Origin of the sequence: Mangrovibacterium marinum (assembly GCF_003046625.1) — a bacterium.
GTDB classification, from domain to species: Bacteria; Bacteroidota; Bacteroidia; order Bacteroidales; family Prolixibacteraceae; genus Mangrovibacterium; species Mangrovibacterium marinum.
On record NZ_QAAD01000001.1, the window covers coordinates 149,805 to 176,139 of the forward strand.

Annotated in this window: 25 protein-coding genes and 1 tRNA gene; 12 read left to right on the forward strand and 14 right to left on the reverse strand. The window is 45.4% G+C overall.

What is annotated here, in order from left to right; translation table 11 throughout:
* Positions 1 to 245 precede the first annotated feature (245 nt).
* The gene (locus tag C8N47_RS00550; protein ID WP_107820562.1) at positions 246 to 680 is read left to right on the forward strand and encodes a MarR family winged helix-turn-helix transcriptional regulator; all 435 of its coding nucleotides are present in this window, start codon (positions 246 to 248) and stop codon (positions 678 to 680) included.
* A 38-nt stretch (positions 681 to 718) separates the two neighbouring features.
* Positions 719 to 1,351 (forward strand): NAD(P)H-dependent oxidoreductase, encoded by a 633-nt coding sequence (locus tag C8N47_RS00555; RefSeq protein ID WP_107820563.1) that lies wholly within the window; start codon positions 719 to 721, stop codon positions 1,349 to 1,351.
* A gap of 167 nt (positions 1,352 to 1,518) precedes the next feature.
* Here the strand turns inward: C8N47_RS00555 and C8N47_RS00560 are convergent, their stop codons facing one another.
* The 3 genes from C8N47_RS00560 to C8N47_RS00570 all read right to left on the reverse strand — a co-directional run bounded on the left by C8N47_RS00560 (position 1,519) and on the right by C8N47_RS00570 (position 2,253).
* Positions 1,519 to 1,770, reverse strand: a complete 252-nt coding sequence (locus C8N47_RS00560; protein ID WP_107820564.1) for a GIY-YIG nuclease family protein — start codon at positions 1,768 to 1,770, stop codon at positions 1,519 to 1,521.
* 107 nt (positions 1,771 to 1,877) lie between these two features.
* A complete protein-coding gene (locus C8N47_RS00565; protein WP_107820565.1) occupies positions 1,878 to 2,129 on the reverse strand; it encodes a GIY-YIG nuclease family protein in 252 nt (83 codons plus the stop codon).
* Between the two features lie 51 nt (positions 2,130 to 2,180).
* Positions 2,181 to 2,253 (reverse strand) — tRNA-Met (locus tag C8N47_RS00570).
* A gap of 210 nt (positions 2,254 to 2,463) precedes the next feature.
* Between C8N47_RS00570 and C8N47_RS00575 the strand changes: the two genes are divergently transcribed.
* The 5 genes from C8N47_RS00575 (at position 2,464) to C8N47_RS00595 (ending at position 7,261) form a co-directional block, all read left to right on the forward strand.
* Entirely contained in the window at positions 2,464 to 3,324 is an 861-nt protein-coding gene (locus C8N47_RS00575) for a M23 family metallopeptidase (protein WP_170111251.1), read from the forward strand.
* A 9-nt stretch (positions 3,325 to 3,333) separates the two neighbouring features.
* Entirely contained in the window at positions 3,334 to 4,494 is a 1,161-nt protein-coding gene (locus C8N47_RS00580; protein WP_107820567.1) for a 1-deoxy-D-xylulose-5-phosphate reductoisomerase, read from the forward strand.
* Positions 4,495 to 4,512: 18 nt separating this feature from the next.
* Complete coding sequence (rseP, locus tag C8N47_RS00585; RefSeq protein ID WP_107820568.1) at positions 4,513 to 5,847, forward strand: RIP metalloprotease RseP; 1,335 nt, start codon at positions 4,513 to 4,515, stop codon at positions 5,845 to 5,847.
* A 52-nt stretch (positions 5,848 to 5,899) separates the two neighbouring features.
* On the forward strand, positions 5,900 to 6,106 hold the full coding sequence (tatA, locus tag C8N47_RS00590) for a twin-arginine translocase TatA/TatE family subunit (RefSeq protein WP_107820569.1): 207 nt from the start codon (positions 5,900 to 5,902) through the stop codon (positions 6,104 to 6,106).
* Between the two features lie 120 nt (positions 6,107 to 6,226).
* Positions 6,227 to 7,261, forward strand: a complete 1,035-nt coding sequence (locus C8N47_RS00595; protein WP_107820570.1) for a DUF4837 family protein — start codon at positions 6,227 to 6,229, stop codon at positions 7,259 to 7,261.
* Between the two features lie 733 nt (positions 7,262 to 7,994).
* On the opposite strand, the gene C8N47_RS00600 is transcribed toward C8N47_RS00595, so the two are convergent.
* The 10 genes from C8N47_RS00600 to C8N47_RS00645 form a co-directional block, all read right to left on the reverse strand.
* A complete protein-coding gene (locus C8N47_RS00600) occupies positions 7,995 to 10,556 on the reverse strand; it encodes an adenosylcobalamin-dependent ribonucleoside-diphosphate reductase (RefSeq protein ID WP_107820571.1) in 2,562 nt (853 codons plus the stop codon).
* Between the two features lie 322 nt (positions 10,557 to 10,878).
* The gene (locus C8N47_RS00605) at positions 10,879 to 12,117 is read right to left on the reverse strand and encodes a 3-deoxy-D-manno-octulosonic acid transferase (RefSeq protein ID WP_107820572.1); all 1,239 of its coding nucleotides are present in this window, start codon (positions 12,115 to 12,117) and stop codon (positions 10,879 to 10,881) included.
* A gap of 65 nt (positions 12,118 to 12,182) precedes the next feature.
* The gene (gene rnhA, locus C8N47_RS00610; RefSeq protein ID WP_107820573.1) at positions 12,183 to 12,653 is read right to left on the reverse strand and encodes a ribonuclease HI; all 471 of its coding nucleotides are present in this window, start codon (positions 12,651 to 12,653) and stop codon (positions 12,183 to 12,185) included.
* A 194-nt stretch (positions 12,654 to 12,847) separates the two neighbouring features.
* On the reverse strand, positions 12,848 to 13,897 hold the full coding sequence (gene queA / locus C8N47_RS00615) for a tRNA preQ1(34) S-adenosylmethionine ribosyltransferase-isomerase QueA (protein WP_107820574.1): 1,050 nt from the start codon (positions 13,895 to 13,897) through the stop codon (positions 12,848 to 12,850).
* Positions 13,898 to 13,986: 89 nt separating this feature from the next.
* On the reverse strand, positions 13,987 to 14,700 hold the full coding sequence (gene truB / locus C8N47_RS00620; RefSeq protein WP_107820575.1) for a tRNA pseudouridine(55) synthase TruB: 714 nt from the start codon (positions 14,698 to 14,700) through the stop codon (positions 13,987 to 13,989).
* A gap of 51 nt (positions 14,701 to 14,751) precedes the next feature.
* On the reverse strand, positions 14,752 to 15,534 hold the full coding sequence (locus tag C8N47_RS00625; RefSeq protein ID WP_107820576.1) for an undecaprenyl-diphosphate phosphatase: 783 nt from the start codon (positions 15,532 to 15,534) through the stop codon (positions 14,752 to 14,754).
* Entirely contained in the window at positions 15,534 to 15,791 is a 258-nt protein-coding gene (locus C8N47_RS00630) for a DUF3098 domain-containing protein (RefSeq protein WP_107820577.1), read from the reverse strand. Before C8N47_RS00630 ends, C8N47_RS00625 begins: the two co-directional genes overlap by 1 nt.
* A 104-nt stretch (positions 15,792 to 15,895) precedes the next feature.
* Complete coding sequence (locus C8N47_RS00635; RefSeq protein WP_107820578.1) at positions 15,896 to 16,672, reverse strand: FkbM family methyltransferase; 777 nt, start codon at positions 16,670 to 16,672, stop codon at positions 15,896 to 15,898.
* Between the two features lie 26 nt (positions 16,673 to 16,698).
* Positions 16,699 to 17,574, reverse strand: a complete 876-nt coding sequence (locus C8N47_RS00640) for a cell division protein FtsX (RefSeq protein WP_107820579.1) — start codon at positions 17,572 to 17,574, stop codon at positions 16,699 to 16,701.
* On the reverse strand, positions 17,552 to 20,053 hold the full coding sequence (locus C8N47_RS00645) for a YfhO family protein (RefSeq protein ID WP_107820580.1): 2,502 nt from the start codon (positions 20,051 to 20,053) through the stop codon (positions 17,552 to 17,554). Before C8N47_RS00645 ends, C8N47_RS00640 begins: the two co-directional genes overlap by 23 nt.
* Positions 20,054 to 20,126: 73 nt before the next feature.
* On the opposite strand from C8N47_RS00645, the gene C8N47_RS00650 reads away from it, so the two are divergent.
* From C8N47_RS00650 to C8N47_RS00660, 3 genes are read left to right on the forward strand one after another with little or no spacing between them, the layout of a single operon-like run.
* Positions 20,127 to 21,626: a lipopolysaccharide biosynthesis protein gene (locus tag C8N47_RS00650; RefSeq protein ID WP_107820581.1), complete on the forward strand. Its 1,500-nt coding sequence runs from the start codon at positions 20,127 to 20,129 to the stop codon at positions 21,624 to 21,626.
* A gap of 10 nt (positions 21,627 to 21,636) precedes the next feature.
* Positions 21,637 to 22,638: a glycosyltransferase family 2 protein gene (locus C8N47_RS00655; protein ID WP_483869231.1), complete on the forward strand. Its 1,002-nt coding sequence runs from the start codon at positions 21,637 to 21,639 to the stop codon at positions 22,636 to 22,638.
* Between the two features lie 30 nt (positions 22,639 to 22,668).
* The gene (locus tag C8N47_RS00660) at positions 22,669 to 23,418 is read left to right on the forward strand and encodes an FkbM family methyltransferase (RefSeq protein WP_107820583.1); all 750 of its coding nucleotides are present in this window, start codon (positions 22,669 to 22,671) and stop codon (positions 23,416 to 23,418) included.
* A 211-nt stretch (positions 23,419 to 23,629) separates the two neighbouring features.
* On the opposite strand, the gene C8N47_RS00665 is transcribed toward C8N47_RS00660, so the two are convergent.
* On the reverse strand, positions 23,630 to 23,818 hold the full coding sequence (locus tag C8N47_RS00665; protein WP_107820584.1) for a hypothetical protein: 189 nt from the start codon (positions 23,816 to 23,818) through the stop codon (positions 23,630 to 23,632).
* A gap of 489 nt (positions 23,819 to 24,307) precedes the next feature.
* Between C8N47_RS00665 and C8N47_RS00670 the strand changes: the two genes are divergently transcribed.
* Positions 24,308 to 25,525, forward strand: a complete 1,218-nt coding sequence (locus C8N47_RS00670; RefSeq protein ID WP_107820585.1) for a polysaccharide pyruvyl transferase family protein — start codon at positions 24,308 to 24,310, stop codon at positions 25,523 to 25,525.
* A gap of 84 nt (positions 25,526 to 25,609) precedes the next feature.
* On the forward strand, positions 25,610 to 26,335 hold the full coding sequence (locus tag C8N47_RS00675; RefSeq protein WP_107820586.1) for an IspD/TarI family cytidylyltransferase: 726 nt from the start codon (positions 25,610 to 25,612) through the stop codon (positions 26,333 to 26,335).

Sequence of the window (26,335 nt, forward strand, 5' to 3'; positions counted from 1 at the left end):
TGTGCCAACAACCGCTTCTGCCGATCTATGCTCATGCCGATGTCAATCGTAGCATGGTTCTTAGCGTAAAGCAAATGCTCTTCTGCCGATCGCTTCAAACGAAAAGATTCACACCTTTAGCAGAACTGAATCCGCCTTAATTAAAGACCACGAGATCTCTTTTTGTTACCAAATTATTAAGTGATGCCATGTTATATTGTGCGCAATTTAATATCAACCTACATTTGTCGGCATAAACGAAAATCATGGACGATCCTTTACTGTTAAAAAACCAGGTTTGCTTCCCTGTTTACAGCTTATCGCGGGAAATAACGAACAAGTACCGCCCCATTCTTGATGAACTAGGGCTGACCTATCCGCAATATTTGGTACTGATGGCTTTGTGGGAAAACGAACCGCAATGCGTGAACGAAATTGGTTGTAAACTACATCTGGATAGCGGCACCTTAACGCCCTTGCTCAAACGGCTCGAAGCTAAGGGACTACTCGCTCGAAGGCGCAAATCGTGCGACGAACGGGTGGTTGAAATCAACCTGACCGATGTCGGCCGTAAGCTAAAAACAGAAGCAGCCGAGGTTCCGCAAAAAGTGATGAAAGCCATGAACGTAACGGCTGAGGAACTGATGGAATTGAAGGAAGTGGTTCTGAAAATTCTGGACAAGCAGTCGTGCAACAGCTAAGTATTTTATTACACGAACAATAAAAAAAGAAAACAGAAATGTCATTACTGGAAAATTTAAACTGGCGCTACGCCACCAAAAAGTACGACCCGACAAAAAAAGTAGCACAAGAAGACGTTGACAAAATCGTTGAAGCGGCGCGGCTGGCACCCACGTCGTCCGGCTTACAGCAGTTTCGGGTAATTGTGGTAGCGAACCAGGAACTGAAAAAAAAGATGGTTCCCATTGCCTGGGGACAGGAAATCGTGGCCGACTGTTCGCATGTACTGGTCTTCGCGGCCTGGGATCGCTATACCGAAGAGCGTATCGATGCCATCTACAACCGAACAACCGATGAACGCGGATTGCCCCGCGGACGTTTCGGCTCGTACACCGACAAGTTGAAAGCCGCTTACCTGCCTCAAACAGCCGAAGAAAATTTTATTCATACCGCACGCCAATCATACATTGGCTTTACCCTGGCCATGGCACAAGCCGCCGAATTGAAGATTGACTGTACACCGGTCGAAGGTTTCACCCCGGAAGAACTGGACGAACTGCTGGGATTGAAAGAAAAAGGCTTGAAAAGCGTAACCATGCTTCCGATTGGCTACCGCGACGACTCTGCCGACTGGTTGGCCGGCATGAAAAAAGTCCGCAACCCCAAAGAAGAATTTGTTTTGGAATTTTAAGCCAACCCAAAGAATACGCCATGAAAGACCATCCTGCGGGCTGGTCTTTTTTTTGATCGATTTCTGCCAAATAAAAAAAGGAGAACCAACGTATTGATTCTCCTTCACTTGTAGCGGGGGCCAGACTCGAACTGCGTCCGGCAGCTGCCGGATATGAGTCCAACGAGCTACCTCGGCCCTAATATTTTTGTGCGGATGAAATCCCGTCCCTGGTGCGATTTCAATTCCTGTTCCCGTTTCAATGCCGAATATTTATCCGAAAATACTTCAGTATAAACCATCTTCCACGGCCGATAATGACGGGTCCAGCCCTTGGGCAGATGGTTATGTGCAAACAACCGCTTCTCCGGATCGGTGCTCATGCCAATGTAAATTTTGTCGTGAGCTGCCGAGTAAAGTACATAAACATGAAATTCCATAGCGCTAAAAATGAAAAAAGGAGAACCAACGTATTGATTCTCCTTCACTTGTAGCGGGGGCCAGACTCGAACTGCGTCCGGCAGCTGCCGGATATGAGTCCAACGAGCTACCTCGGCCCTAATATTTTTGTGCGGATGAAATCCCGTCCCTGGTGCGATTTCAATTCCTGTTCCCGTTTCAATGCCGAATATTTATCCGAAAATACTTCGGTATAAACCATCTTCCACGGGCGATAGTGACGGGTCCAGCCCTTGGGCAGATGGTTATGTGCAAACAACCGCTTCTCCGGATCGGTGCTCATGCCAACATAAATTTTGTCGTGAGCTGCCGAATAAAGTACATAAACATGAAATTCCATAGCGCTAAAAATGAAAAAAGGAGAACCAACGTGTTGATTCTCCTTCACTTGTAGCGGGGGCCAGACTCGAACTGACGGCCTTTGGGTTATGAGCCCAACGAGCTACCAACTGCTCCACCCCGCAATATATCTTAACTATTTTTAGTCTTTTTTTGAACGTCTTTCGGTGTTTCATTTCCCGAATGCGGTTGCAAATATAGAACAAGTTTTTCAACTACCAAACACCGGAGGCATTTTTTTTAATTTTCCTCATGCGTTAAAAAGTATTAATTTCAGGCCCGCAAAGATGGCTATCCGCCTAATTTGGCTAATTTTGACGTCCCAAATCGGAGGCATGAAAGAGAAGAAAAAAAAGAAACTTTTAGAGAAATTAAAAAACCGCTACCGGCTGATCATCTATAATGACACCTCGTTTCAGACGGTTTGGAGTACGCGCCTCACACGAATCAATGTATTTCTTATTCTGGGTTTGGGTAGCATTTTACTCATTGCCCTCACGGTTCTGATTATTGCCACCACCCCGGTAAAAGAGCTCATACCCGGTTATCCAACAGGCGATGTCCGCGAGTTAATGGTTCAAAACGCGGTGATGCTCGACTCGCTGGAAGAGCAAATTCAGTTACGCGACAATTACCTGAAGACCATTCAAACCGTGCTCAACGGAGAAGTTCCGGCCGAACAGGCCAACCTGGCCGACACGGTATTAAAACCGGCCGAGTTGAACGTACGAAGCTACAACCACGACTCGATTTTTGAGCAACATCTGCTGGAAGAACAGCTTGACTTGTCGATTGGTGCCGAAGACCAAAAGAATGTAAGTCTGGCAAACCTGCATCTTTTCAACCCCATGAAGGGCATGGTTACCGAGGGCTTCAACAAAGGCATCAACCACTTTGCGGTCGACATTGTGGGGCTTCCCAACGCTCGCATCGCCTCCGTTATGGACGGAACGGTCATTTTTGCCGACTGGACCGTGAACACCGGCTATGTGATGTACATTCAGCACGACAACAATCTTATTTCAGTATATAAACACAACTCGGAACTCCTGAAGAAAACCGGCGATCTGGTTAAAGCCGGCGAAATAATTGCCTACATGGGGAACACCGGCGAACTGTCGACCGGGCCGCACCTTCACTTCGAACTGTGGCACAAAGGCGTTCCACTAAACCCCGAAGAATATATCGACTTTTAAGCCCGCATCATGAAAAAAAGAATCGCAATCCTGGGATCAACCGGATCGATCGGCACCCAAGCATTGGAAGTGATTGAACAAAATCCGGATCACTTTTCCGTTGAAGTGCTGACTGCCAACAACAATATTGATTTACTGATTCAACAAGCCCGCAAGTTTAAGCCCAACGCCGTGGTTATCGCCAACGAATGCCGCTACCACAGCTTGCAGGAAGCTTTACAAAACGAAGACATCAAGGTGTATGCCGGCAAAGATGCGCTGGATCAGATTGTGGCGATGGACAGCATCGACATGGTGCTGACGGCCATGGTGGGCTATTCGGGCCTGCTGCCAACGCTGAATGCCATTCGTGCCGGCAAGCATATTGCCCTGGCCAACAAGGAAACACTGGTTGTTGCCGGTGAAATTGTGAACCGCGAAGCCATCCAAAACAAGGTGAATATCTACCCGGTTGACTCCGAGCACTCGGCCATCTTTCAGTGCCTGGCCGGCGAGCACATGAACGAAATTGAGAAGATTTACCTGACTGCCTCAGGCGGCCCCTTCAGGGGATTTAGCCTGGAACAGTTGCAGCACGTAACGACCGCCGATGCCTTGAAACATCCCAATTGGGATATGGGGGCCAAAATCACCATCGACTCGGCCAGCATGATGAATAAAGGCTTTGAGGTGATTGAGGCCAAATGGCTCTTCGACCTGAAACCCGAACAGATTGATGTGGTAATTCATCCGCAAAGTATTGTGCACTCGCTGGTTCAGTTTCGCGACGGCTCGATGAAAGCCCAAATGGGACTGCCCGACATGAAGCTGCCCATTCAGTATGCCATGAATTTCCCCAAGCGTCTGCCTTCTGATTTTGAACGCTTCAACTTCATGGACTACCCCACACTGAGCTTCGAACAGCCTGATACAAAAATTTTTCGTAACCTTGCACTGGCCTTCGAAGCCCTGGATCAGGCGGGCAACATGCCCTGCATCCTGAATGCCGCCAACGAAATTGTTGTACAAGCTTTCCTGCGCGAGAAAATACGCTTTGTGGGAATGCCCGACATCATTGAAGAAAGCATGCAAAAGATGACTTTCATAAAAAATCCCGATTTGAATGATTATATTCAAACCGACAAGGAAACACGATTGTTAACAACTTCAATAATTAAAAAACGAAGCTAAAAACACAAGTAAAAACGAATGGAACAAGTACTCATAAAAGCTGCCCAATTAATTTTAAGTCTCTCGCTACTGGTGATTCTCCACGAATTCGGGCACTTTGCCTTCGCCCGCCTGTTTAAAACGCGGGTCGAAAAATTCTACCTTTTCTTCGACCCCTGGTTCTCGCTGTTTAAAGTAAAAAAAGGAGACACCGAATATGGTGTGGGCTGGCTGCCACTGGGCGGTTACGTGAAAATATCGGGGATGATTGACGAATCGATGGATAAAGAAGCCATGAGCCAGGAACCGCAACCCTGGGAATTTCGCTCGAAAAAAGCTTACCAACGCCTGCTGATCATGATTGGTGGGGTGTTGATGAACTTCATCCTGGCCTTTGTGATCTACATTGCCATTTTATACGCTTACGGAACCGAATATTTACCAACTGCGAGTGCCAAATACGGCATCATGGTAAACGAAGCTGCCGAAGAAATAGGCCTGCACAACGGCGACAAAATTCTGGCTGTTGACGGACAATACATCGAAAACTTCCAAAAAATTCTGCCAACCATTGTGCTCGACAAAGCACAAAGCATTACCGTTGATCGTAACGGGGAAAAAGTTGACGTTGCCATTACCGACGACCACCTGGTTCCTTTAATTAAAGGGCAGGTGACTATCTCGCCGCGCTATTTGTTCGACTGCTCGGTCGCCAAAATCGTCAAAGACAGTCCTGCGGCTGAGGCCGGATTACAAAAGGGAGATGAGTTTGTGGGAGTCGATGGTCAGAACTTCCGCTTTTACGATGAGTTCATCAACTACCTGCGCGACCATAAAGAACAAACAGTGGTGTTAAACCTGCTGCGCAACCAGCAGGCAACCGATGTAACTGCAACGGTTGATGCTGACGGGAAACTGGGCTTTCAGGCCGAGTTCGATCAGGAAACGATGGCTTATCTCGAAACAAAAACCATTAAATACACGTTCGCCGAATCGATCCCGGCCGGAATTACGCGAGGCATCAACACGGTGAAAGACTACCTGAAACAGTTCAAGCTGATCTTCTCGCCTAAAACCAAGGCTTACGAATCGTTGGGTGGATTTATCTCCATTGGCAACATTTTCCCCGGCGCCTGGGATTGGTATGCCTTCTGGAATATGACGGCCTTCCTGTCGATCATTCTGGGCGTGATGAACCTGCTGCCCATTCCCGCGCTGGATGGCGGCCATGTGATCTTCCTGCTGTTTGAAATGATTACCGGACGCAAACCGGGTGAAAAGTTTCTGGAATATGCCCAGATCACAGGTATGATCATCCTATTGGGGCTGGTACTCTTCGCCAACGCCAACGACATTATAAAACTGTTTAATTAAGAAGAAATTAGATTTTTTCTATTTTTGTAGAAACCATATAAACTTATTCGCTATGCTTTTATCAATTATTCTGGGAATGTTTGGCCCGCAGGAGATCATTATCATCCTGGTTATTGTTTTGTTGCTCTTTGGAGGCCGCAAAATTCCGGAACTCATGAAAGGACTGGGCAAAGGGATGAAAGAGTTCAAGAAAGCTTCGTCGGAGGACGACGATGACGATGATGATAAAACCCAGACCAAAGGAAAAATTAAAGAATAATTCCGCACTCGATTGATATATCCCGTCATTGCCTGGCGGGATTTTTTTTACCGGAGCATTTCACCCATTTAATCTGGTAGGATTTTTGTACTAACTACCCCACAACAAAAAATCAGCAACATGAAACGTATAAGCCTCATTCTGTTCACACTAATCGGTCTTGGTTTGTTTATCAGCTCCTGCAAGGACGACACCAAGCTGCGCAAAAAAATTACCGGGAAAGCCGGCGAAGTTGTTGTTGTAATCCCCAACGAGAGCTGGAACAGCAGCGTGGGCGAAAGCATCCGCAAGACACTGGCTCAGGCGCAGCTGTCACTCCCGCAGGAAGAACCACTCTTCGATCTGGTTAATGTGCCGCCGGCTGCCTTTAAGGACATTTTTAAATCGAACCGAAACATCATCAATGTTCGTATTTCGCCGGGCACCGACACCACCCGGGTCGAATTCAAAAAAGATATCTGGGCCTGGCCGCAAGCCGTAATCAACATATCGGCCAAGAACAATGAGGATTTCAACACCGTGTTCAACCAAAACTCCGACAAGATTGTGGCCTATCTGCTGAAAGCCGAACGCGACCGGCTGATGATGAACTACGCCAAATACAACGAAAAGAAAGTGGAAGAGGCTGTCAAAAAGAATGTCGATGTGAAACTTACAGTTCCGGTGGGCTATCAGCTTGCCAACCAAGGTGCCGATTTTACCTGGGCCCGTTACGACCCGGCCGAAGCCCTTCAGGGAATTGCTGTTTATTCGTTTCCCTACGTGTCGGACAGTACTTTTACCGCCAAATACCTGGTTGCCAAGCGCGACTCGGTGCTTAAACAATACATCGACGGGCCAACTCCGGGCAGCTACATGATTACAGAACACCGGCTGGATCCGACCTTCACCGTATTTGAGTACAAGAATAACTATGCCGCCGAAATGCGCGGATTGTGGCGCGTTGAAAACGACTTCATGGGAGGCCCCTACGTGAGCCTTGCCGTGCTCGATGCCGCCAACAACCGCGTGGTTGTTGCCGAAGGCTTTGTGTACGCCCCACGCTACGATAAACGCAACTACCTGCGCCAGGTCGAAGCCATCGTCTACTCACTGGCACTGCCCGACCAGGCGAAGAACGATAAAATAAAAAGCCAGATCGAGATGGGTAACTAAACCCGTAGCGATGTTGCTGAAGCACAACTAATAAAACACGCATGATTCCCGGGAATCACCAACAGGAATGAAAGTTTAGGATTTTCGACCAGGCTGTTGTCGTTGTTTTCACAAGTTGTCGGGTTGTCGTTCCACCTCTAGTCAAAAACAGTTATTGGCCTTGCGCCTTAGCACCTCTGCCGTGTAAGACTACGCAGAAAAAAGCTGCCGAAAGAGATTTCGGCAGCTTTTTTTTTGCTCCAAACAGGCTGCCGTACCGCCGCCACAACTCGGATGAACACAGCCAGGCTACAAACGGCAATTCTACCAATGGTAGATTTGTCAGCGGAAGCGCGGGGAAGCTTCTACAAATGGTAGAACCTTCCCGGCGACCACTTTGGAACTTCTACAAATGGTAGAAGCTTCCCGGCACTCCATTTGAACATCTACAAATTGTAGAAAGGCCGCAGCAACCACTTTGGACTTTCTACAAATGGTAGAAGGTTCCCGGCTATCGCGCTGAGCAATCTACAATTTTCAGAAAAACCTTCCTATCACCGGGGAATCAGCAACAGGGACCGAAGGCGAGGCTTGTCACTGATTGTGTTGTTGTCTCAAGTTGTCGGGTTGTCGTTCCACTTCTAATCAAAACCTTTATTGACATGGTGCCTTAGCACTTCTGTGTGGTAAACTTGCAAAAAAAGACCATCCTTTCGGACAGTCTTTTCGTTGGTGTATGGGCAATTTACTTTGATTAACCACATTTGGATGATCCGCAGTCGGGACAAGTCAAACATCCTTCCTGATAAATCACATTTTTCGATCCACATTCGCCACAGGCAGCGCCTTCGGCAATCGTTCCGTTGGGAATGTATTTTTTCAGCGCACGGGCAACACCGGCTTTCCAGCTGTTAATGGTTTCGTTGTCCAGCTGCAAACCGTTTACGGTGTTCACCACTTTGTGGATCGGCATTCCGTGACGCAGGATTCCGGAAATCAGCTTGGCATAGTTCCAGAATACCGGGTTGAATTTATACGACAGTCCTTCGATGGTGGTCTTGTACCCCCGCTTGTTGCAATATTGGAAGTCGTATCTTGAATTTCCTTCTTCGTCGCGGCTCTTGATAATTTTTCCTTCGGTTACCGAGCGGGGCAGCAAAATGCCGTCTTCGTCATCCTGCAAACCGGTAAAAATCTCGTAAGGCTGATCGCCAACCAATCCGATGAAAGCAACCCATTTTTCTTTGTTATTTTGAAAACGAACCACTTCGGCATCCAGTTCTTCCGGACGTTTTGTGGGGAACCCAGCCGACGAATCGTCTTTATTGTCTTCTTTCTTGTTCGAGATCAACACCCCGGCACGCGAACCATCGCGATATACAGTAACACCTTTACATCCGCTTCTCCAGGCTTCGAAGTAGAGGCGTCCAACCAGCTCTTCCTCCACATCCGATGGCAGGTTGATGGTTACGCTGATCGAGTGGTCCACCCACTTTTGGATACGTCCCTGCATGCGCACTTTATTCAGCCAGTCAACATCGTTCGAGGTTGCTTTAAAATAAGGTGATTTTTTCACCAGCTCATCCAGTTCTTCCTGCGAATAGTTTTTGTTGGTATCAATACCATTCGCTTTCATCCAGGTCACAAACTTATGGTGAAATACGATGTATTCTTCCCAGCTGTCGCCAACTTCGTCCACAAAATCAACACGCACATTTTTGTCGTTCGGGTTTACTTTCCGACGACGCTTATAAACGGGCATAAACACCGGCTCAATCCCCGAAGTTGTTTGCGTCATCAAGCTGGTTGTTCCCGTTGGGGCAATAGTCAGCAAAGCGATATTCCGGCGACCGTGTTTCACCATATCCTGATACAGGGCTTCATCCTGCTGACGAATGCGGCTGATCATCGGGTTATTTTTCTCGCGCTCGGGGTCGTAAATTTTGAATGCACCACGTTCTTTGGCCATATTCACCGACGAACGATAAGCCTCCACCGCAATTGTTTTGTGAATTTCTTCGCTAAAATCAGTCGCGTCATCAGTTCCGTAGCACAGCCCTAAAGCGGCCAGCATATCACCCTCGGCGGTAATACCCACACCGGTACGGCGGCCTTCGCGTGCTTTAGTTTGAATTTTTTCCCACAGATGACGTTCTGTATATTTAATTTCTTCAGCCTCGGGATCGGCATCCACCTTGCCTATAATTGCATCGATTTTTTCCAGCTCCAGGTCAATGATATCGTCCATCATGCGCTGTGCATAAGCAACATGTTCTTTAAACAGGTCGAAGTTGAACTTCGCTTCAGCGGTAAACGGATTTTCAACGTAAGAATACAAGTTGAGGGCAATCAAGCGACAACTGTCGTAAGGGCACAACGGAATTTCGCCACAAGGGTTGGTCGAAACAGTCCGATAGCCCAGGTCAGCATAACAATCAGGCACCGATTCTTTAATAATGGTATCCCAGAACAGGATTCCCGGCTCGGCCGACTTCCAGGCATTGTGAACGATCTTTCCCCAAAGCGCGTTGGCATCAATTTCGTTCGAATATTTAGGTTCTTCGGCTTCAATCGGATACTGCTGCAGATAGGGCTTTCCGCTTTCAACCGACTTCATGAAATCGTCGTGAATTTTCACCGACACATTGGCGCCGGTTACTTTCCCCTGCTCCATTTTGGCATCGATAAATTTCTCCGAGTCCGGGTGCTTAATGGACACGGAAAGCATCAGTGCTCCGCGGCGGCCATCTTGTGCAACCTCGCGGGTCGAGTTGGAATAACGCTCCATAAAAGGAACAATGCCGGTAGATGTCAGCGCTGAGTTTTTAACCGGTGATCCCTTCGGACGGATGTGCGACAGGTCGTGTCCCACACCACCGCGACGTTTCATCAACTGCACCTGCTCCTGGTCGATCTTCATAATACCGCCGTACGAGTCAGAATCCCCTTCGTTACCCACAACAAAGCAGTTCGAAAGCGACGCAATTTGATACTCGTTGCCAATACCAGTCATTGGGCCACCTTGCGGGACAATATATTTAAAGTCTTTCAGCAGTTGATAAACCTGCTCTTCATCCATCGGATTTTTGTACTTCTTTTCAATCCGAGCGATTTCTTTAGCCAGGCGCCGGTGCATATCATCCGGACTCTTTTCGTAAATATTACCGTAAGAATCTTTCAACGCGTATTTGTTCACCCACACGCGTGCTGCCAAGTCGTCGCCTTTAAAATACTTGAGGGTTTCCTGAAACGCCTCGTCTTGAGAAAAAGTCTCCTTGCTCAGTTCGGGAGCAGTAACCACATTTTTGAAAGCCATACACCAAAAAATTAAAAACGGTTCGTTAATTAACTGGTTGTTTTTGAAGAGAGAAACCAGCTTGTTTAGTTAAGGAAATGCTACATGCAAGATAGTGCGCCGGCTCAAAAAAAAGAATACTTTAATTTCCGAAAAAGCCGAAAGTTATCAACTTCAATTCGTTAATTGATTGATGCGCCGCACTTTAAATATTTAATAAGTCGAAAATGTTTACAGATTTTGCAAACTGTACAAAATATACCATCCCAAAAGAGAACAGAAAATGAAGTATTTACCCCCGCGCGAAACGGCTACGTAATTTACCTAAAAGTGTTTTGACATTTTACTGATTGTTGAAAACTTTTTGCACAATTTTTTGCGTCGCTCCGATATTCTCTTCCATAAACCGGCTACAAGCCTGTGCAATCGCTGCACGACGATCCGTACTTTCGAACAGCGCATCCAATTGTTGGCGCAATTGTTCTTCGGAATCAACCGGAAAAGCGAGCTTCCGGCTCACCAATTCCACAGCCTCCTGAAAACGCAGATAATTGGGCCCGAAAAGAACCGGAATATGGTAAATCGCCGCTTCGAGCGTATTGTGTATCCCAACGCCAAATCCGCCTCCAATATAGGCCAGGTCACCATAACGATAAACACTCGACAAAAGCCCGATACAATCCACAATTAGCACTCGGGCATTGGTCAAATCGCTTTCGGCAGCCTGTGTGTATCGCACAGCCTGCCCCTTTGCCATACTCATCAATCGGGTAATATTCGCTTCTTTCACCTCGTGAGGCGCAAAAACAATCTTCACTTCCGGATTGGCCTGCAGGTAAGGCATAATGATTTCCTCATCGGGACGCCACGAACTGCCCACCACCAGCAAAGGCGACTGCCCTTTAAATTCAGCAACGATCGGCAGATCTTTTCGGGCGGCAGCGATTTCAGCCACCCGGTCGAATCGCGTATCGCCAGTGATGGTAGAATTTGTGAGGCCAACAGCCCCCAGCAAGTCGGCCGACTGCTGATTTTGCACAAAAAAATGATCCACACCACTCAGCACCTGACGATACCAACTTCCGCGCAAGCCTTTTTTGAAGAACAACTGCTCCTCGCGAAATATTGCCGACACTAAATACAGAGGAATACTCCGGGCCGAAAGCCCATCGATATAGTTTTTCCAAAACTCGTACTTCACAAAGAAGGCCACCCGAGGTTGCACCAAATCCAGAAAGCGACGAGCATTGGCTTTCGTATCAACCGGCAGGTAAGCAACCATATCGGCCTGTGCATAATCCTTACGCACCTCGTAGCCCGAAGGCGAAAAGAAGGTCAGTAGCACCTTATAAGTTGGGTATTGCTTCTTAATCGCTTCAATCAATGGGCGTCCTTGCTCAAATTCGCCCAACGAGGCACAATGCACCCAAACAACATCGCCCTCCATCGGAAAGCGCTCTTTCAGCTCGCCAAACACACTGGTCTGCCCCTTACTAAAATACCGGGCCTTCTCGTTAAATGGCGACATCAAAGCTGCAACAAAGCGATAAAGGTAAATTCCAACTTGGTAAAGAAAATTCATACACGTAAAATTAGTCGCGCGAAGGTACAAATAAGATCAATTCAAGAAATGACGACGCCACTGTGTTAAGCCTGCGCTTGCAGATAGCCAAGGTCTTTTTTTAATCCGGGAGCCATGGAGGCTTCGACAGCCAACTGATCGCAACGCTCATTTTCAGGAATGTTAGCATGCCCTTTCACCCAAACGAAGCGCACCGAATGTTTGTTGTAAATTTGAATAAAGCGCTGCCACAAGTCTGCATTTTTTTTGCCTTTAAAACGCTTTTTCACCCAATCCCAGAGCCAGCGTTTTTCAACAGCATCGACCACATATTTCGAATCCGAATAGATGGTTACCTGACTGCCGGGCACTTTCAGCGCTTCGAGCCCGATAATCACAGCCAACAACTCCATCCGGTTATTGGTTGTTAACTCAAAACCATCCGATAGCTCCTTACGATGCTGACCAGACATCAGCACCACTCCGTAACCTCCCGGACCGGGATTCCCACGGGCAGCACCATCAGTATAGATTATAATTCGGGGACCTGCAGCCATAATTTTTTATTTCGGGCAAAGATAAACGAAGCAATCGAAAACCAAAAACGCCCGCTTGCCCGAAAACAACACCGGCTCGATTTGCCGGAATTCGACCAATCCTTAACAAACAGCATCACCCAAAGAGACTTTCAGACAAAAAGAAAGGCTGTCCCCAAACGAGAACAGCCCTGTATCATCGGGTTCGAATTGAATTACAAAATCAACATCGCATCGCCGTAAGTTCCAAAACGGTAGCCTTCTTTTATGGCAACCTGGTAGGCTTCCATGGTTAAGTCGTAACCGCCAAAAGCAGCAACCATCATCATCAGCGTTGACAACGGCAGATGAAAGTTGGTGATCATGCGGTTGGCCACGCTAAACTCGTAAGGCGGGAAAATGAACTTATTCGTCCAACCTTCGAAGGGCTTCAGAAAACCTTGTGTCGACACCGAGCTTTCCAGGGTACGCATCACCGTTGTTCCAACCGCGCACACGTTGCGCTTGGCCTCTTTGGCTTTATTCACAATATCGCAAGCCTCTTCGGAAATCCAGATTTGCTCCGAATCCATTTTATGCTTGGTCAGGTCCTCAACATCCACGCTGCGGAAGTTACCCAGTCCAACGTGCAGCGTTACAAAACCAAAGTCAACGCCGATAATTTCCAAACGCTTCATCAGCTCGCGGCTAAAGTGCAAACCGGCCGTAGGAGCGGCAACAGCGCCTTCGTGCTTGGCAAAAATTGTTTGGTAACGGTCTTTATCATCGGGCTGAACCGGACGCTGAATAAATTTAGGCAGCGGAGTTTCTCCAAGTCCGAACAGCGTGTTTTTAAACTCGTCATAAGGACCGTCGAACAAGAAGCGAAGGGTTCGTCCGCGCGAAGTGGTGTTATCAATCACCTCGGCAACCAACAAATCATCCTCCCCAAAGTAAAGTTTATTCCCGATCCGGATTTTACGGGCTGGATCAACCAACACGTCCCACAAGCGCTGTTCGCGATTTAACTCGCGCAACAAAAACACTTCGATTTCAGCTCCGGTTTTCTCCTTGTTCCCGTACAAACGTGCCGGAAACACCTTTGTATCGTTAAACACCATCACATCCTTGTCGTCGAAATAGTCGGTAACATCCTTAAACAACTTGTGCTCAATTGATCTGGTCTTCCGATCGACAACCATTAAACGTGACTCATCACGATTATCTGCCGGATGAAGTGCAATTAACTCTTCAGGCAATTTAAACTTAAACTTGGATAATTTCATATATATCTAATTCTGTTTTTCTTACGGAAATCTGATTGCTCAGACAATCGCGCCGCTGTATTTCAAAGGTACCTTCTACGGAGCGTTTGTTAATTAGTTACAAAAAGATCGATATTTTCTAAGAAATAGTCGATATCCATGGCTTCTTCCAGTCGATAGTCGCCGATCTTTGTTCGTTTCAAACCAACCAGGTAGGCTCCCGACTGCAGGGCTTCACCCAAATCGCGGGCTAAAGCGCGAATATAAGTTCCCTTGCTACATTCTACCCGGATCACCAACAGATTGTTCTGAAAATCGACTACTTCCAGAGCATACAAGTGAATTAATTTGGCATTCAACTTGACCTCCTGCCCTTTACGGGCATGCTCGTAGGCACGTTTACCAGCCACCCGAACGGCACTAAAAACCGGCGGCACCTGCATCTGTTCGCCCAAAAATTTTCCGAGCGTTTGCTCGATCAATTCCCGGCTGATCTGATCGACCGGATAGTGCTGATCTTCTTCGGTTTCGAGATCGAAAGAGGGTGTTGTAGCCCCCAATTTCAGGGTTGCCACATACTCTTTTGTCTGAGCCTGAATACGATCAATTTGCTTGGTTGCTTTGCCGGTGCATAAAATCATCAGGCCGGTAGCCTTGGGATCCAGCGTTCCGGCATGACCTACTTTTATCTTCTTCAACTTTAAAGCACGCGTAAGTTTATTCCGCACTTTTTTTACAAGATCGAAAGAAGTCCAGTCCAGGGCTTTGTCGAAAAGTAAAATTTCGCCCTGTTGAAAATCGTATTGTTTGGGTGTTTCCCCCATGAAATGAACGCTTTAATTATCGAATTAACAAAATCCGACGGCGCGGATTTTTCAGGCTGCAAAAATAGCAATTAAGCCGACAATCAGACAATAAGCGGCAAAATAAATCAGTTTCCCGCGCTTGACAATATTAATCATCCAGCTACAAGCGAGCAGGCCGGAGACAAAAGCGGCAACAAAACCAACGGCCAAGGGCAAAAATCCGACTTGCTCTCCGCCGGTTAAATCACCACTGATCAGATCGAGGAAATTGGCTCCCAGGATTGGGATGAGCACCATCAAAAAGGAGAAACGGGCAACATCTTCTTTCTTTTTTCCCAGTATTAAGCCGGTAGCAATTGTGGAGCCGCTACGCGAAATCCCCGGCATGACGGCCAGCGCCTGCGCAATGCCGATAATCAGTGCATCGGGCAGTCGGATAGGCTTAACTTTCGACTTGGCGAAATAGGTAAAAGCCAGCAAACTGGCTGTTATCAGCAGCATGCAGCCCACAAAAAACAAGTCGCCCGAGAAGAGGCCTTCAATCTGCTTGCGAAAGCACAAGCCCAGCACAACAACCGGAATTGCCGAAAGCAGCAAGTTGAGCACATAACGGGTTTCCTCGTTCCATTTAAACTGCAACAAACCTTTGAACAGCGTCAGGATATCTTTTCGGAAAACAACCAGGGTACTTAAGACCGTAGCTCCGTGAACAACAACCGCAAAAATAAGGTGATCGTGACCGTGAACCCCCAACAAGGCATGCCCTAACTCCAAATGTCCGCTGGAACTAACCGGTAAAAACTCGGTTAATCCTTGAATAATGCCCAGAATAAGGGCCTGTATTTCGCTCATTAATCCTGCTTGTTACGGGGTTTCTTCATGATGGCATAAATCTCGAACAGAAATCCGAAGAGCACCACAACGGGCGCTAAAGTTATCCGCCGGAAGCTAAACACTTCGGGATTGAAAATGGATGGATCTTCACTTTTACCGCCGACCATCAAGATAAATCCGATGACGATGATCACAAATCCGATCAGCAATAAGCGGTAATTCTCTTTTCCCAACGCGAATTGCACGTCTGTTTGTGGAGTTTCTTTTTTAGCCATACTGTTTCTGAATTGAGCCCCAAAGTTAATTAATAAAATAACTCTTCGAACTTGAGCTTTAGAAATTTATTTACTGCAAAATAGCTTGACAGCATGAAAAGACATCAGTTCGACGAATGAATAAAAGGTGCAAGTTTCGTTGATCTGGAAGGATGCACAAAGAAAATATCTCCCTGAAATTTGGGCTTCGAAGTATCAATTCTACGAAGCTGCCCGTCCGCCAAAAAATAGGCAGAGTAGCCCAAAGCATCCATATAACCGAATATTTTTCGTTGATTATCTTTATCCAACTCCAGTTGCAGGATGGGGAAAAACTGTTTCAACAAGCGATCCATTAAGGGAATTGCAACCCCCTCGTAGCCTTCGATATCACACTTAATGTAATCCAGTCTTTCGAGGCCGGCGAACATGGAATCCGGAGTCCTCATTTCGGCCGGGAAACGCATTGCCAACTCTTCCTGCTGGCCATCCAACAGATGCGTACGTCCGTGACTAAAATATTTTGACGAGGCCGGCACTCCCAGCACTACGTTAAGGCCATCGGTTTCTCCTACGGCAAAGGGCAAAATCCGAATTTGCTTATACTTCCGGGTATGGCTCTCCAGCACCTCGCGAAATACCCCTACCGGCTCCACACTGTACACACAACCGGTATCGCCAACCAACCGGCAGAAATTACGGCTATAATAGCCCAAATTAGCCCCCAGGTCGATGACTACATCTCCCGGCGCTAAAATATTGTTGATAAAATAGTGACATGCAAACTTTGGCTTCCCTTTTAGTACGCCTGAATCGTAAGAAATAAAGAATAAGCGGCTTACCGTTCTCAAATACGATTTGAGCCCCAAAAAGCTAAACAAGAATCGTTTAAAAACATCCATTCGGTAGAGATTAGTTCGTTTAAAAATTAGAATAATTCGTTGTAACTCATTCGCAAATATTTATTAACGGCAAAATAAGTTGACAACCACGATATTATAAGCCCCGAAAGCAAGGTAACAACGAAGGTAATTCCGAGAGCATCAATTTGGTTGGTGTCCACAAAGTTCTGCAGGCTATCGTAAAAGGTCAGCACCAATGCCCAAATCACAAAGTTAGCCAACAAGCCTCCCAGCAAGCCGTAGCTTACAGTGCGCACAACAAACGGTCGGCGGATATAGGATCTGGTTGCCCCAACCAGCTTCATGGTATTAATCACAAATCGCTGGCTGTATATCGATATGCGGATGGTGTTATTGATCAAAGCCGTGCAAATGAACAACATCAAGAACACCAAAACCAGCAGAAACAAGCTGATTCGCCGGACATTGTTATTGATTACCTTCACCAAATCGCGCTGGTAGTAGACTTCCCGGACTTGCGGATAGGCTAAAAATTCGTTTTCCAGCACCAGCAAGCTATCTTCCTGCATATAGGGCGCATGCAGCTTCAGGTCGATGGACGAGAACAACGGGTTGAATCCCAGAAAGTCGACAAAATCCTCGCCCATATCGTCGGCCAAACTCTCCGCAGCGTCTTCCTTATTGATATATTCGGTTGACTTCACAGCCGCTGAGGCGCTCAATATTTTCTGAAGCCGCAGAACCTCTGCATCGCGCAGGTTTTCCTGCAGCACCAAGGTAAAGCCAACATGCTCGCGCACGTAATCTGTCAACCGCCCGGCATTTAGCACGAGCAAGGACAAAAGCCCAACCATAAACAGGATCAGGCTGATACTGATGGTGACGGTCAGATACGAGCGGAACAACCGTCGTTTCAATTTACTGGGCCGCTTCTTCCTCATGCTTTGGTTTTCTTTTCCATTCCACGAAAATAAGACCGGCAGCGGCGATGAGCAGCAGCAACGAACTTGCCAGCGATATTTTATTACCGACAAAATAGGATGACGGGTGAAACTTAAACTCAACTTCGTGGCTTCCTTCAGGGATTGCCATCGCCCTTAACACATAGTTGGCTCTTAAATAATCAACCTTTTCACCATCAATATAGGCATTCCAACCTTTCGGGTAATGAATTTCAGAGAACACGGCCAGCGCCGTACCTCCGGCCACTTTAGCCTGATATTTCAGATAGTTCGGTTGATATTCAACCAGCTTGATCTGCGAATTACGGCCGGTACCCAGGCTCACCTCTTTTAGCTGATCGGCATAGCGTTCGTCGACAATGGCCTCGCTCGCCGCATCAAAATCCGAGAGCGCCTCGATCTCCTCATTCGCATTGGCTACCACCCTAAAATCGTTTACAAACCAGGCATTTCCCAGTGCATTCGGGTTCGGTAGCGGCGCACTGTTCGGATCGTAAATAAAATAGCGTGTGTTCAGCATATTCAGCACATCCAGCGATGTCAATACCGAATCCAGCGTTGTTGGGTTCCGGAAGCCTCCGATCAGTCGTTGGATCTCGGGATACAGCTGATGGTCGAACAGCTCCTGGTAACGCTCCATTTTTGCGCCATGGTAACCGCCGATCGATTTGTGAAAGTACGAAGTCGACGCATCCTGAAAGGGACTAACCGTCAGATTCAGCACCCGATAATCCGGATCCGGATCTTTCAGAATCGCCTGATCGGCTTTGGAAGGCGTAAAGGGCTTTTCAACCTTCGACTTCGCCACAAAGCTTTCGTTGTTCATATATTTCTTGTTCACGGGCCACAAATCAACCAGGATCAGCAATACCCATAAAGCCACGGCATAAGCGGCTTTCAATTTTTCCTGAATGAAAAGCCAGACGACGCCGGCCGAGAGCGACACAAACACCAACGAGCGGAAAGCATCCATTCGCAATACCGATCGCCGGTCGTCGCGCAGTGCATTCAGTAATTGCTCGGGCCAGCCAGCTTGTGCCAAGCGAATATCAGAAGGGCCTCTAAAGTCACCCGCAATTCCTGGTAATACAGCAAACAACAGGGCTACACCTCCTACAATGAACCACGAATATTTTAATGATTTCAGTAACTCTTTTTTCTCGATACGCCCCAGCACCAGCTCCCGAACGGCCAGCATTCCCATAACCACCATGGCAAAATGCTGGATGAAAATGATATTCTTCACATCGCGGAACTTATTGTAGCCGGGGAAGTAGTCGATCATAAAATTGCTGAGCGTGGCAAAATTCTTTCCGAGCGAAAGCAAGAACGAAACCGCCACAACGGCAACAATCCACCACTTGTCCTTGCCCTTCACGGCAAACAAACCAAACACAAACAGGAAAAACACCACCGCCCCAAAATAGAAAGGTGCCGCCGATATGGGCTGACTTCCCCAGTACAGCGGCAGCGACTCTGTAACCTGTTTTGCTGCGGCCCTGCCCTGGTTTTTCTCAAAAAACGAATAAACTTCCGATTTTTCTCCCAGCGGCTCACTCATGCCACCGCCTTTAAAGCGAGGGATAAAGGCAGTCATCGCTTCGCCAAGATCGTAGCTGTACTCCAGAATATAATTTTTATCCAAACCTTTGGTTTGATTTTGCTCGTCCACCTTCAATTCCGATTTACCACGGGTTGAATATTTACCATACTCGTAAACCGAATACAAGCGGCCAAAATTCGTCCCGACCGCCAACAGCAAGGCAACCACCAACAAAGCAGTCGACTTAAAGAAAGCGGGCAAAGTCTTCTCCCGAAAAGCATAAACCAGGTACGTAATTCCGATAATCAAAACCATCAGCCCGGCATAGTAGGTCATTTGCGGATGGTTGGCACTCAGCATCCACGACAAGCCCAAGGCCGTCAGTAAAGCGCCCCACAAAGGTTTATTGCGGTAAGCACTTAACACGCCGCCAACAATCAACGGCATATACATCAGCGTGTGCACCTTGGTATAGTGCCCCGACTCGATGAGCACAAAGAAATAGGTTCCAAAGCCCCACATCATACTTCCGGCCAAAGCAATAAAGCGGTCAACACCCAGCACCAGACACATCACAAAAAAGCAAATAAAGCCTAAGGCCAGGTAGCCCGCAGGACGCGGGAAAGCCGACAAAAACCAATGCTGAATTTTCGCAACCAGCTCACCTCCGTAACCGACAGAGATAAGATAGGCCGGCATACCACCAAACATGCTATTGGTCCACAGCGCCTCCTCGCCAGTGTCGGCCCGGTAGTCGCTAATTTCTTTCGACATCCCTTTGTAGTTCAACAAATCGGACGCCATCAGCTGCTTGCCCTCTAATTGGGGCGAGTAATAAACAAACGAGAGAATAATGAAAAAGAGAATAATTGCGGTTGTAATGAAAATATTGCGATTGCCTTTTATCTTTGCCATAGTTCAAGAAATGGATTTCATTTGTTTTTGGATTGAAGCAAAAGTAAATAAATAATTACGGAAACCGACAAAAATGGGGATTATCATAAAGCAATCAATCAAAGGGACAATCTGGTCGTATCTGGGTGTCATTATTGGCTTTGTGACCACCGCCTACTTATACCCTAATTTTCTGAGTCCGGATATCGTTGGGCTATTCGGACTGCTTGTTGCCTACTCTACTTTATTCGGACAGTTCTCGCTATTGGGTGTGCATGGTGTAACATCCCGGCTGTTCCCCTACTTCAGGGATAAAAAGAGCGGCCATCATGGTTTTTTACTGATACCTGCCGGCTTTATGGCTACTGGTTTTGCGCTGTTTTTGGTAGCCTACTATTTCTTTGCTCCTTATCTGATTGAAAGCAATATTGAAAAATCACAATTATTTGCGGACTACACTTACCTGATCATTCCGTTAAGCTTTTTTACAATGCTTTACCTATTTCTTGACATCTATAACAAAGTATTGTACGATGCTGTATTCGGGACATTTCTCCAGGAATTTATACAACGTGTACTGGTTTTGCTCGTCACGCTCCTTTATGCTGTTCAGCTTATATCACTCTCCCAACTCATCATGGGCTATGCCCTGGCCCTTATTGCCAAAGGCCTGATAATGTTAGTATTTATGACACGAAAAGGAGAGTTAAAAATCAGAATAGAACGAAATTTTATCGACAAAAATCTTCGCCGTGAAATTCTGGATGTCGCACTATTTTCTGTTCTTGGTGGAATTGGTTATATGCTCGTTTTCAATATTGATAAGATCATCGTCAACCAGATGGTTAACCTGAATGACACCGGCGTCTACACCATTGCATTCTATTTTGGAACACTGGTGATCATCCCCTCACGTCCGCTATTGAAAATTTCGGGAACCTTAATTGCCGATGCATGGCGCGAAAACGCTATTCCGAAAATCAAAGATATATACACCCGCAGCTGCTTAAACCAATTTATCATCGGCGGCTTCCTTTTTCTGGGGATCTGGGCTAACATCGACAACATTCTCACCATACTGGGGCCGGACTACCTGCAATCCAAATGGGTGATTTTCTTTATCGGTTTAGGCTACCTGTTCGACATGATGACCGGCACCAACAGTCAGATTATCGGATTATCACCGTACTACCGCTTCAATCTGGCCTCGCTGGCTATTCTTGTGGTTGTTGCGATCGCCCTGATGTATTCGCTAATCCCGCTATGGGGGATCGTTGGAGCTGCCATTGCCATCGCCAGCTCATTATTTCTGAATAATTTTCTACGATTTATTTTTTTACTGTGGAAATACAGATTCCAACCATTCAATTGGCGCTTTATTGTTATTACCTTTTTCTACCTCGGCATTTACATAAGCCTCCTTATTATTCCCCAACTGCCATTAATTCCGGATATCCTACTCCGTGGTGGAATTATTACAATTCTGTCGGGCCTGTTTTTTGCTTTTCTCCCAATTTCGGCTGATATTAACCAATTATTTCGTCAGGTGATGGAACGGTTGCGCAAAATATCAACCGGTACGCCTGAAAACTAGCCTCGAAGAAGTGAAAGAAAATCCTTTAATATCGGTCATTATGCCCGTCTACAATGGCGAGCAATATCTAAACGATGCAATACAGAGTGTACTAAATCAGAGCTATCCAAACTTTGAGTTGGTCATTATCAATGATGGCTCGACCGACCGAACCGAGGAAATCATCCAAGCGATCCGCGACCCAAGAATCAGGTACTACCGCAACCAAACCAACCTGAAATTGATCAAGACTTTAAACTTTGCGATAACAGTTTGCTCGGGCGAATATATTGCCCGAATGGATGCTGATGATATTTGTGCACCGACAAGGTTTGAACAACAAATAGCCTATATGACCAAACACCCCGACTGCGGTGTTTGCGGTAGCTGGGCTCGAATTATCGATGCGCAGAATCAGAAAACCGGCCGGATTAAAAACCCGGTCAGCAACCCGGTGATCCGAGCCAGCCTTTTATTTACACCAGCGATTCTTCACCCATCAGTAATGGTTCGGGCCGATATCCTGAAAAAATTCCAATACAACCAAAACGCTTTACACACTGAAGACTTTGACCTGTGGATTAAAATTGCCAAAGATCCGGAGGTTGAATTTCACAACCTGCCGGAGTTCCTACTCGACTACCGATGGCACTATTCAAACATCTCGGCTGTCAATGACAACTTTCAGTACGAAAAGAAGAAAGAACTGCTCCGACAAGAATTACAGAAACTACTGAATACCCACGACATTGACCTTGATCTGCATTTAGCAACATTCAATCTATACCGTTTCGACCAGAAGATCAAATCTTCTTACTCCGGTCCCGCAATTCGAGGATGGCTGGAAAAACTGGCCTTGGCAAACCGTCAGTTAAAACAGTACAATCCATTTATTTTTGAAAGCTTTCTACTAAGCCGGTGGATCGTCTATTGCATTCACACAAAAAAACTCCACAACATTTTATCAATAAATTTCATTCATTTCAATTATTTTAAACTCGTCAAAGCGATGTCGATTTTGTTGTCGAAATAAGATTACATAACCCAAACGAAGCCCCATATCATGTATGAATCAATCTATCACCTTGGAAAGTATATTCAATTCTTTGGTCTCATTCGTGGTTTTATTGATTACATTAGGATAAGAATGATTAACTCCGAAGAAATCTTTATTAATCAATTATCACAAACAGTTTACTTACGCAGGAACACCTCAGATCGTATTCTTTTTGAGGAAATTATAGTTCAGGGAGAATACGATCTTCAACAATTAAAAAACCTTAATCCTTTGCACATTATAGACATCGGAGCCAATGTCGGATACACCAGCATATTCTTTTCCAACAGATTCGAAGACAGCAAAATAATAGCTTTGGAGCCAGACCGCGAGAACTTCTCGGCGCTCTGCAAAAACACAGCAAATCGTTCCAACATTATTGGAATTGAAGGAGGCATTTGGAATTCAAAATGCAAACTTAAAGTAGTGAATCCTACTGCAAGCAAGTGGGCAATACAGGTCACAGAATCAAATGACGACAAAGGAATTCAAGCCTATACAATACCAGAACTCATTGAGGACTACAACATACCGACAATTGACATTTTAAAAATTGACGTTGAGGGAACTGAAAAGATCTTATTCGACAACCAAGCTGCACGATGGCTGTCCAAAACCAAAGTACTCATAATTGAGACACACGATCGGATTGTACCCGGAAGTTCTACGCCCGTTTTAAGGGAAATCAGCAAGAAAAATTTCAATTTATCCGTCAAAAGCGACTTTCTGATTTTCACGAACAAGGATTTAGTATAGCTTTACCCCGGAGTAAGTTTTCAAGCATCGACCAGCCCCGATATAAATCAAGGAATTGCATTGTAATATGAAAAATGGACTTTAGAGAATAAACAACCCGATGGTTCACCCAGCACCCGTTCATTGATAAATCGGCAAAAATCCAACTGGCTTTTATTTGTTTACCATTATGAGGCTGCACAACCCAAAAGTATTCGCATATACGGATATATTAACGGATCCGATTATCATTCAGGTATTTGATACAGCGTTCTCCTACAAACTCGCGATCTGCTGTCAAACAATCCAGTGCTTCATGGCCAAACAGATGCATGTAGCGCTGGATCAATTCAATCCGCTCGTTGGTGTTTGAATTGCCAAATTTAGGCAACAGCCTAAACAGCAACGGGAAGCGACGCATTGATAAACAACTGCGATTATTTATACATTGACATTCTGCGGTCCAAACTTCTAATTTGTCCTATCCATTTCGAGGCGGAAAGGTGGTTTGTGTGGCAACAGCCTGAATATCCGCCTTGCGATCAAATCTATATCTAAAAGAAAGTTAGCCATAAAACATTGCATTCTTCGGTGTGACGAACTGGGACTGGCATGGCTATCGAATGCTGAAGCCAACTTCCAGAAACCTAAAGTCAGAACTTTCCACAGCGTGCTAATCATTAAAACAAAGAACTCAACCCGTGCCAAGTTCCAACCCAACTGTTCATGGAAAATGGAGACTAATTCACTACTTTTACACTCAACTCTGGATGTCATCTCTCTTACTGAATGATGTGGCAATCTTTCGCAAAGTCCCGATATCCGGAGTTTTAATCAAACACCTTAACACTCATCTTTCTGACAATCCGACGTTTATGTTTTGTCATATAGTGAGAAAAAGTCAATATAAATGGATAAAAAAAAGAAAATAGTACTCGTCGGAACATACTATGAACAAAGTCATGGGGACGCTCTATTGTTTGATTGCTTAAAGTATTTGTATTACACTATTGGGAACAAAAAGAACATACAATTTGATTTTGTTATATGCGACATGTTTGCCAAAAACAAGATAGACAACACCATAAAATTATCGAAACACAAACATGGATCTCTTCATTTTATAAAGAAAACATTTAAGAGTGTAGTTCATTCAATTGTATCTTCCAAATCACTTCGGTTATTGATCAATAGAGAATATATTGGGCAAAAACATCTGCGTGAATACTATTATTCGAAATTTATAGGATCAGATATGATAGTCATAGCTGGAGGTGGGATATTGAAATATAGTGTAAGAGCTAACTTTTCTCCAATTTTCAAGGACATAATACAAACTGCTACTGATTTAAATATTCCTGTGATAATTAATGCAATAGGGATTGAAGGTCGTCATAATAGTAAAGATAATGACTTTACCACATTTAAAAATGTTTTAAATAATCCCATTGTTAAAATGTGTACTACAAGAGACAGGATCGATGTCCTTGAGGAATATTATAAGGACAATGAACATGCAAATTTTATGAAAATATCTGATACTGGAGTATGGGCAAGTGAAGCGTTTTCTGTTCAAAAAGCCCCAAATTCAAAAATTATAGGCTTGAACGTGATCACCCCCTCTCGCTTTACTGACTATGGTAAAGATATAACTAAACAAACTCTTCTGTCCTTTTGGTCCCAGGTAATTCAAATTCTTGATGATAAACAATATGAATTTAGGTTGTTTACGCATGGTTTAGCCGATGATGAATTATTTGCAAGAGAAATAATTGCTTTTTGTGATCTTGACGAAGATAAATTAACTCCTGTCCCAAATAACCAGTTTGAACTAGTAAATAACATCTCGAATTTCAAGGGAATAGTAGCAAATCGGTTACACGCTTGTATCGTTGCATATAGTTTGGATATTCCTGCAATAGGAATCGCCTGGAACGACAAATTATTATATTGGGGGAAAGAGATAAAATATCCTAATAGATTTTTTGATTTTGATCAACTAGATCCCCTTAAAATTGTAGAAAGTCTTGAAGAAGCCATAAAAGAGGGACACGACCAGAAACATATTTCACTTATGAAGGACTCCGTTTTTAACTCAATCAATGAAAGCTTTTCATTCATGAACTAACAATATTGCTTTCACCATCTTAAATGAGGAGTATTATTAATGATTTGAAAACAAATTTATTAATCTGCCTTAAAATAAACTTTTATGAATATCGCCATAATTTTCGCGGGAGGGGTTGGTTCGCGCATGAATACCAAAGCCAAGCCCAAGCAATTTCTCGAACTTCACGGGAAAGCAATCATTATCCACACCATTGAGTTATTTGAAAACCACCCGGGAATTGACGGTATTGTGATCTCCTGTGTTGCAGAGTGGATCGATTATCTCAAGGAACTCCTCGATAAATTTAACATCAAAAAGGTGGTGGATATTGTTCCTGGAGGCGAAACCGGACAAATGTCAATCTATAACGGGTTAAGTGCGGCCGAAAAACACTTTCCATCAGATTCAGTTGTCTTAATACACGATGGCGTTCGACCACTAATCAATAAGCAGATCATCTCAGACAACATCCGGCAGGTCAAGAAGTCGGGCAGCGCAATCACCACTGCGCCAACAGTAGAAACCTTTGTTGTGATCGACGAAAACTACTCGGTGACTGAAATCCCGAAACGCGCATTGTCAAAACTTGCCAAAGCGCCTCAAAGTTTTATTCTGGCTGATATTCTGGCAGTGCACCAACAGGCACAGAAGGATCAGATATTCGACTCCATCGACTCCTGCACCCTCATGAGCATGTATCACAAACCGCTCACCTTGGTGGAGGGGCCTGTTGAAAACATTAAAATCACAACTCCAACTGATTATTTTATCTTTAGGGCAATTTATGAGGCTCGCGAAAACAACCAGATTTATGGCCTCGAAGAGTAA

What these genes read in the sequence shown, in the direction of transcription:
- C8N47_RS00550 (WP_107820562.1), top strand. Translation starts at nt 246, where the DNA reads ATGGACGATCCTTTACTGTTAAAAAACCAGGTTTGCTTCCCTGTTTAC.
- C8N47_RS00555 (WP_107820563.1), top strand. Translation starts at nt 719, where the DNA reads ATGTCATTACTGGAAAATTTAAACTGGCGCTACGCCACCAAAAAGTAC.
- C8N47_RS00560 (WP_107820564.1), bottom strand. Translation starts at nt 1,770, where the DNA reads ATGGAATTTCATGTTTATGTACTTTACTCGGCAGCTCACGACAAAATT.
- C8N47_RS00565 (WP_107820565.1), bottom strand. Translation starts at nt 2,129, where the DNA reads ATGGAATTTCATGTTTATGTACTTTATTCGGCAGCTCACGACAAAATT.
- C8N47_RS00575 (WP_170111251.1), top strand. Translation starts at nt 2,464, where the DNA reads ATGAAAGAGAAGAAAAAAAAGAAACTTTTAGAGAAATTAAAAAACCGC.
- C8N47_RS00580 (WP_107820567.1), top strand. Translation starts at nt 3,334, where the DNA reads ATGAAAAAAAGAATCGCAATCCTGGGATCAACCGGATCGATCGGCACC.
- rseP (WP_107820568.1), top strand. Translation starts at nt 4,513, where the DNA reads ATGGAACAAGTACTCATAAAAGCTGCCCAATTAATTTTAAGTCTCTCG.
- tatA (WP_107820569.1), top strand. Translation starts at nt 5,900, where the DNA reads ATGCTTTTATCAATTATTCTGGGAATGTTTGGCCCGCAGGAGATCATT.
- C8N47_RS00595 (WP_107820570.1), top strand. Translation starts at nt 6,227, where the DNA reads ATGAAACGTATAAGCCTCATTCTGTTCACACTAATCGGTCTTGGTTTG.
- C8N47_RS00600 (WP_107820571.1), bottom strand. Translation starts at nt 10,556, where the DNA reads ATGGCTTTCAAAAATGTGGTTACTGCTCCCGAACTGAGCAAGGAGACT.
- C8N47_RS00605 (WP_107820572.1), bottom strand. Translation starts at nt 12,117, where the DNA reads ATGAATTTTCTTTACCAAGTTGGAATTTACCTTTATCGCTTTGTTGCA.
- rnhA (WP_107820573.1), bottom strand. Translation starts at nt 12,653, where the DNA reads ATGGCTGCAGGTCCCCGAATTATAATCTATACTGATGGTGCTGCCCGT.
- queA (WP_107820574.1), bottom strand. Translation starts at nt 13,897, where the DNA reads ATGAAATTATCCAAGTTTAAGTTTAAATTGCCTGAAGAGTTAATTGCA.
- truB (WP_107820575.1), bottom strand. Translation starts at nt 14,700, where the DNA reads ATGGGGGAAACACCCAAACAATACGATTTTCAACAGGGCGAAATTTTA.
- C8N47_RS00625 (WP_107820576.1), bottom strand. Translation starts at nt 15,534, where the DNA reads ATGAGCGAAATACAGGCCCTTATTCTGGGCATTATTCAAGGATTAACC.
- C8N47_RS00630 (WP_107820577.1), bottom strand. Translation starts at nt 15,791, where the DNA reads ATGGCTAAAAAAGAAACTCCACAAACAGACGTGCAATTCGCGTTGGGA.
- C8N47_RS00635 (WP_107820578.1), bottom strand. Translation starts at nt 16,672, where the DNA reads ATGGATGTTTTTAAACGATTCTTGTTTAGCTTTTTGGGGCTCAAATCG.
- C8N47_RS00640 (WP_107820579.1), bottom strand. Translation starts at nt 17,574, where the DNA reads ATGAGGAAGAAGCGGCCCAGTAAATTGAAACGACGGTTGTTCCGCTCG.
- C8N47_RS00645 (WP_107820580.1), bottom strand. Translation starts at nt 20,053, where the DNA reads ATGGCAAAGATAAAAGGCAATCGCAATATTTTCATTACAACCGCAATT.
- C8N47_RS00650 (WP_107820581.1), top strand. Translation starts at nt 20,127, where the DNA reads ATGGGGATTATCATAAAGCAATCAATCAAAGGGACAATCTGGTCGTAT.
- C8N47_RS00660 (WP_107820583.1), top strand. Translation starts at nt 22,669, where the DNA reads ATGTATGAATCAATCTATCACCTTGGAAAGTATATTCAATTCTTTGGT.
- C8N47_RS00665 (WP_107820584.1), bottom strand. Translation starts at nt 23,818, where the DNA reads ATGCGTCGCTTCCCGTTGCTGTTTAGGCTGTTGCCTAAATTTGGCAAT.
- C8N47_RS00670 (WP_107820585.1), top strand. Translation starts at nt 24,308, where the DNA reads ATGGATAAAAAAAAGAAAATAGTACTCGTCGGAACATACTATGAACAA.
- C8N47_RS00675 (WP_107820586.1), top strand. Translation starts at nt 25,610, where the DNA reads ATGAATATCGCCATAATTTTCGCGGGAGGGGTTGGTTCGCGCATGAAT.